General features: G+C 58.2%; 1 protein-coding gene and 1 pseudogene. Both read right to left on the bottom strand.

Annotation, left to right across the window (positions count from 1 at the left end; translation table 11 throughout):
- Positions 1 to 141: pseudogene (locus FDX22_RS19585) on the bottom strand (ribose 1,5-bisphosphokinase); the annotation flags it as partial.
- 2 nt (positions 142 to 143) lie between these two features.
- A partial coding sequence (locus FDX22_RS19580; RefSeq protein ID WP_146717652.1) for an amidohydrolase family protein occupies positions 144 to 364 on the bottom strand: 221 nt, incomplete at its 5' end.

Below are 364 nucleotides of genomic sequence, written 5' to 3'. Positions count from 1 at the left end.
ATTTTCATTCCCGGCGTTGGCGGCGCGGGTGATGTAACGATGTGCCACCAGTAGTTGTGCAGGTTCCTGCTGGCGAAGTTCTGCCAGCAGACTGTCCTTACCGGAGCCGGATGGTCCCATCAGCCAGATCAGTTTACCCATAGTCAGAATACCCTTTTGCCCTGACGCCAGACGTGGTCGATATGGATGTTGCCGCTTTTGCGGTGTGCCAGCACCAGATCCGCGCGTTTCCCTTCGGCAATAACGCCGCGATCGTCGAGATTTAAGGCCCGCGCTGGATTGCGGGTCACCAGACGAATAGCCTGCGGCAGCGTAAAGCGGTTAGCGTCGTCATCCGCTACGCGAAATGCCGCATCGAGCAGGC

Origin of the sequence: Citrobacter sp. TBCS-14 (assembly GCF_005280805.1) — a bacterium.
Taxonomy (GTDB): Bacteria; Pseudomonadota; Gammaproteobacteria; order Enterobacterales; family Enterobacteriaceae; genus Citrobacter; species Citrobacter gillenii.
This window is presented reverse-complemented; position numbering and strand designations above follow the sequence as displayed.